Source organism: Nostocoides jenkinsii Ben 74 (assembly GCF_001046875.1).
Taxonomy (GTDB): Bacteria; Actinomycetota; Actinomycetes; order Actinomycetales; family Dermatophilaceae; genus Nostocoides_A; species Nostocoides_A jenkinsii.
Genome location: NZ_HF571038.1, coordinates 3580881 through 3586648, shown reverse-complemented (window position 1 = coordinate 3586648; position 5768 = coordinate 3580881). Strand labels below are relative to the sequence as shown.

Annotated in this window: 2 protein-coding genes and 3 pseudogenes; all 5 read right to left on the bottom strand. The window is 67.8% G+C overall.

All coding sequences use genetic code 11. From position 1 onward, the window contains the following. Positions 1-7: 7 nt before the first annotated feature. Positions 8-538, bottom strand: a pseudogene (locus BN13_RS17080) (ISL3 family transposase); the annotation flags it as partial. A gap of 126 nt (positions 539-664) precedes the next feature. Then, complete coding sequence (gene ltrA / locus BN13_RS17075) at positions 665-2104, bottom strand: group II intron reverse transcriptase/maturase (RefSeq protein WP_048548395.1); 1440 nt, start codon at positions 2102-2104, stop codon at positions 665-667. Between the two features lie 589 nt (positions 2105-2693). Beyond that, positions 2694-2978 (bottom strand): annotated as a pseudogene (locus BN13_RS17070) (ISL3 family transposase); the annotation flags it as partial. 115 nt (positions 2979-3093) lie between these two features. Continuing rightward, positions 3094-4554, bottom strand: a complete 1461-nt coding sequence (gene ltrA / locus BN13_RS17065) for a group II intron reverse transcriptase/maturase (RefSeq protein ID WP_048548392.1) — start codon at positions 4552-4554, stop codon at positions 3094-3096. Positions 4555-5138: 584 nt separating this feature from the next. Next, positions 5139-5657, bottom strand: a pseudogene (locus tag BN13_RS17060) (ISL3 family transposase); the annotation flags it as partial. Positions 5658-5768: the final 111 nt, after the last annotated feature.

The window sequence follows — 5768 nt, the reverse complement described above, 5'->3', positions numbered from 1 at the left end:
GGGCTCATCACAATCGGGGGTGTAGGGCTGGCCTGAAGCCGCCGGTCTCGAGCAGGCTGCGGGCGATGTAGTTGGTGAGGTTGCGGAACCCGAGGGCGGAGCCTCGGAGGTGTTCGAGGCGGCCGTTGAGGGCTTCTGTTGGGCCGTTGCTGGTGCCGGGCCGGTCGAAGTACGCCAAGACATCGGCGGCGCGCTGGTTGAGGGTTCGGCCCAGCCGCCGCAGCTCGGTCAGTACGGCCGGGACGCCCTCGCGGAGAGCCTCGATCACTGCGGTCATGGCTGCTCGGCCTGAGGTGCGGTCGGGGTCGCGGTAGGCGGCGATCATCCGTTGCAGGATCCCCCAGGTGGCCTCGACCTCGACGTGGTCCTCGTCGGCGAACAGTGCGGTGAGGCGTTCGCGTTGCCGGTCGGTGAGCAGGTCGGCGCCGGTGTGCAGGGTCCGCCTGGCCCGGTACAGCGGGTCGCCCGTGAGCCCGCGGTGGCCGTGGAGCTCGAGCTGGACCCGGCGCCGGCAGCGGTCCAGAGCATCCCCAGCGAGGTGAGGTCGGCCCGGGGCGCGGTGACAGTGTTGCCGTCTGTTCCGTTTCCCCGGGCCGCCTCCCGAACCGGGCGTGCGGCTTGCACCGCACCCGGCTCTCCACGAGCCCGTGCCGAGGTCGAACCGTTAGGCGATGTGGGCGAGGGCGGCCCAGCGGGAGGGGATGACGCCGCGGTATCGGTAGCGGGTGACCGTCACCGATGCCGGGTCAAACAATGCCGTCTCCCCGTCGCGGGGCCACCAGCCGGTGGGCCCATATCGTCGCCGGAGGGCCTCCCACCCCGTCTTGCGATGTTTGTTCCGCAGCCATCGGATGACCCGGTTCCACGTGTAGTGGCGCAGGTGTCCGAAAGTGGCCTTGGCCACCGCGTGACGGAAGTAGGCCGTCCAGCCCCGCAGCACCGGATTGAGCTGGCGCAGCAGGTCGCCTAATGCGTGGTTCGTGCCTTGTTTCGTGATCGCCTTGACCTTGCGGCGGATCGAGGCCACCGACTTCTTGGCCGCGAAGGTGTAGACGTATCGCTTTCCGGTGCCCGGCTTCCGGTGCCGCTGGATGCGGAACCCGAGGAAGTCGAACCCGTCGTCGATGTGGACCACGGTGGTTTTCTCCGGCGACAGCCGCAGCCCCATCGGGGCCAGGACGTCGCCGACCTGATCGCGTAACGCCTCGGCGTGCTCCCGTGTGCCCGACACCAGGACCACGAAGTCGTCGGCGTAACGCACCAGGCGGTACACCGGCAGGCCGTGGCGGCGCCGGCGGGAGCGGTCGACCCGGGTCGGGCTGATGGCAGCCCAGACCTGAGCGAAGTGCTCGTCGAGCACTTCCAGGGCGATGTTGGCCAGCAGTGGGGAGAGGATCCCGCCCTGCGGGGTGCCGGTGTTCGACTCGCGGTGGACCTGGTCCTCGCTGAGGATCCCAGCCTTGAGGAACGCTTTGATCAAGGCCAGGACTCGCTTGTCCCCGATCCGTCGACGCACCCGGCCCATCAGGGCCGTGTGGTCTATCTCGTCGAAACATGCCGTGATGTCGCCTTCGAAGACCCACTCGTAGGAGCGGGACGCGAACATCTGCACCTCGGCGACCGCATCCCACGCCCGCCGCCGGGGCCGAAACCCGTAGGAGGAGGGGTGGAAGTCGGCCTCGAAGATGGGCTCCAGCACCAGCATGAGACACGCTTGGACCACCCGGTCGGTCACGGTCGGGATCCCCAGCCGCCGGTACTTGCCCGGAGACTTGGGGATCAACCGCTGCCGAACCGGCGCCGGGGCGAATGTACCCGACTTGACCTGCTCACGCAGGTCGGTCAGGAACGCCGTCACCGCTGCTGGCCCCTCGGCCGTGATCGCTCGGGCGGTGACCCGATCAACCCCGGCCGTGCGTGCCCCACGATTACCCGCAACCCGCTCCCAGGCCATCACCAGGAAAGCGGGGTCCACCACGAGATTGAACAAGTCGTCGAACCGGGCCGTGGTGTCCCCGGTCGACCATCGGTGCAACTTGGCCTGTATCCCCAGTACCCGGGCTCGCGCCTGTGACAGGCTCGGCCACGGCGCGTCGGTATTCACCGGCGACCTCCTGGCATTGCAGCACCCTCGTTGCGGACTCGCTGCCGCCCTTTGCCATGTGGACGGCTTTCCCATCCTCGGACTACTACGGCGGCTCCGCCCCCTACCGCGCCCGTCAGGCGACGGTGGCCCTGCCCGCCGGGCTGCTGGATGCAGCCCGGGTAGGGCGGGCACGGCAGGGTTCCCATGTTCACTGTGTCGCGGTCGGCGGGGGCGGTGCCCAGCTCTGCTCCGGCAGCATCGCCGCGAGTACGCCGCAGGCTTTCCTCGCGGCCTCCCGGACCGGCATCAATGACCGTCCCGGAAGTCGCCTCCCCGTTCGTCCGTTCGGCGCGCACTGCAGCCCGGCCCACATCCGCCAGGTTGGAGCCGGATCCACGATTACGGAGGTTCAACCACTGGTTCACTCTCGTTACACCTTCCCGCCTCGTTCGCCGGGCCCAGACCATCTGGCAGTACTGGCCCGCCCCGGCTTTGTCAGGGCTGCTTCCCACCCTCACCAGCACCTCCTGGCTCAGGCTGCCCTCAACTTCAACCCGGCCGCTGCGACGACCAGGCGATGGAGGTCTCTCACCTCCACCCGCACACACAGCGCCTCATGGCGCACGCGGACGACGTGGAACGGGTCCATCACGGTCACCGCCTCGGGGAGCGCTTCGCTGGTGGCGGTCTTGAACCCGGTGAACCCGTCCATCGCAACGACCTCGATGGCGTCGCGCCACGCCTGTGGCCGGTCGGCGAGCCAGGACTTGAACGCGGCCTTGGACCGTCCTTCGACCATGTCCAACAGGCGGGCGGGGCCGGTGCCGTCGCGGATCGGGGTGAGGTCGATGACGACGGTGACGTACTTGCCGCCCTTGCGGGTGTGCCGCCAGTTGGGTCGGCCCGGGGCGCGGTGCCCGGATTGCTCGGGGTCCGTTTCCCCGGGCCGCCCGCCGAACCCGGCGTGCGATTCTCACCGCACCGGGCTCTCCACGAGTGGTTGTTGTTCAGCCAGTGGTGGCTGTCGGTGTCCATGGGGTCGGGATCTGGTAGCCGCGGTAGCGGTACCGGATGACGGGGACGCTGGCTGCGCCCTTGAACCTGATCCCATCGACGGCGAGCCGCCAGGTCCCGGGCAGGCAGAACCTGCGCCGGAGTTCTGGCCAGCCGATGCGGTGCTTCTTCCGTAGCCATGCCGTGATCCGCTCCCACGTGTAGGAGTCGATCGCGGAGAACGTGGCCTTGGACACGCCGTGTCGGAAGTAGTTGGCCCACCCTCGTAGCACCCGACCCAGGTAGTCCAGAAGGTACCCGGGGTCGTGGTGCAAGGTCGCCCTGTAGGTCATGGTCTTCACCCGGCTCTTGATCGAGGCGATCGCCTTCTTCGAGGGCTTGGTGTACACGAACCACTTGTTGCTGCCCCGTTTCCGCATCCGTTGGATGTGAAAGCCGAGGAAGTCGAAGCCGTGGTCGATGTGGACCACGCGGGTCTTCTCCGGTGACAGTCGCAACCCCATCGGGGCCAGCACGTGCGCCACCTCGTTGAGCAACTGCTCGGCGTGTTCGCGCTGCCCGGTGACCAGGATGACGAAGTCATCCGCGTACCGGACCAGACGGTAGTTCGCCTTGCCTTGTCGCTTCCGGCGCTGTCGGCAGACCTCGGTCGCCATCTGCTGGTCCCACTTCGACATGAAGTGCTCATCCAGCACCGACAACGCGATGTTCGCCAACAGCGGAGACAGGATCCCGCCCTGCGGGGTGCCGGTGTGCGTCGCCTCGCGGGTGCCGGTGGTGGTCATCACCCCGGCCTTGAGGAACGCCTTGACCAGCCCCAGCACTCGCTTGTCGCCAATCCTTGCCCGGACCCGGTCCATCAACGCGACGTGATCGATCATGTCGAAACACGCCTCGATGTCGGCCTCCACCACCCAGTGGTAAGACTTGGTGGTGAAGTGGTGGATCTCGGCAATGGCGTCCTGCGCGCGCCGGTTCGGCCGGAAACCGTACGAGCACGGCGCAAAGTCCGCCTCGAAGATCGGTTCCAACACCAGTTTCAGAGCAGCCTGCACCACCCGGTCCGTCACGGTCGGGATCCCCAACGCGCGCAGTTTCCCGCTCGCCTTGGGGATCATCACCTGACGTACCTCGACCGGGCTAAATGTCCGCGACCGTAACTGGTCACGGACATGCTGCAGGAACTCCTCGACCCCGAACCGAGAGACGATCGCAGCCACCGTGGCCCGATCGATCCCGGCCGTCCGTGCCCCGACGTTGCCCGCGACGCGTTGCCACGCCACGACCAGGAACGCCGGATCACAGACCAGGTTGTACAGGTCGTCAAACCGGCGACCGGGATCCCCGGCCGCCCAACAATGCAGCTTGGCCTGCATCCTCCGTACCGTCACCTGCGCCCAGTCATGCTCGGGCCAGATCACGGCGCCGGTATTCACCAGCGCATCTTCGGACATCACAGTTCCTCCTTGCTTCCTCTCGCTGCCGCCCTTCCCCATGCGACCGGCTCTCCCGGCCTCGGAGTACTACGGCGGCTCCGCCCCACCTGCGACCTTCAGCCGGCAACGGGCCTATCCCCTTCAAGAAGAGGAACAGTCACAGGTGGTTCCCACGTTCACTGTTGTTCGGTCAACGGGCGAGGTGCCCGGCTTTGCCCCTGCGGTCTCGTCGTGGCTACTCCGCAGGCCTTCACCACGACCTGCCAGGCCCGGCACATGTCACCGTCCTGACAGTTCCCCGCCCCCGACACCCGCCTGGCTGGCAGGCGCGGAGGAAGGTACGCACCGCACACCAGCCCAGATCCACCGGGTTCGAGCTGGTCGACGATGAAGAGGTCTTACGACACCGGTTCCTTGCGTACACCTTCCCGTCTTGCTCACCAGGCACGGCCCGTCCGGTAGTGCCGAACCGTCCTGACTTTGTCGCGGCTGCTCCCACCCTCCCCGGCGTTCCCCGGTTCAGGCTGCCGCCAGCTTCACCCAGCCGCTGCGACGGCCAAGCGATGTAGGTCTCTCACCTCCATTCGAAACAACAGCGCCTCGTGGCGCACCACGTGTTCGTCCACCCCGACAACAGCGACGCCGTCGAACCGGGCCGGGTCAGCGATCAGGACCCGTTTCCCCTCGGCCAGGACGGCGTCGTTGGCGGTGTTCCACGCGACCCCGAGCGCCTCGGCGACCCGAGCGACGGTCAGGTGCTGGACGACCAGGCCGGTCAAGGCCCACGCCAACCCGGCCCGGGAGACCTTCGCGCGAGCGTCGGCGGCCTTGCTCGTGTCCTGGCGCCACACGTGAGCGCAGCCGCCGCACCGGTAGCGGCGGACCGTCACCGACAGCGTGGTGGGTCGCCACCCGAACGGTTCGTGCGCCAACTCCCGGACCACGCTGTCCCGGGCCGTGCCCTCGCAACCGCAGCGTCGACACCATCGGTCATCCTCGACAACACGGCACGCCAGCACCGCCCGATCGGGTTCGACCCGTTGACCGGTCACCACCAGCCCGAGCCCATCGAGGCGGGCGAACGTCGTCAGGTCAGGGCAAGCGAAGGTAGCGTCAACCACGTCGAGGTCCTCCGGATGGGCAGTGTCAGAACTTCCATCCTCAGGGGGCCTCGACCCCTACCCAGCGACCGACGCGCCGCCCAGCCCTACACCCTTATCTGTGATGAGCCA

Bases quoted from the DNA above. Each gene is read 5' to 3' on its own strand.
- ltrA (WP_048548392.1), bottom strand. From the start codon at position 4,554: ATGTCCGAAGATGCGCTGGTGAATACCGGCGCCGTGATCTGGCCCGAG.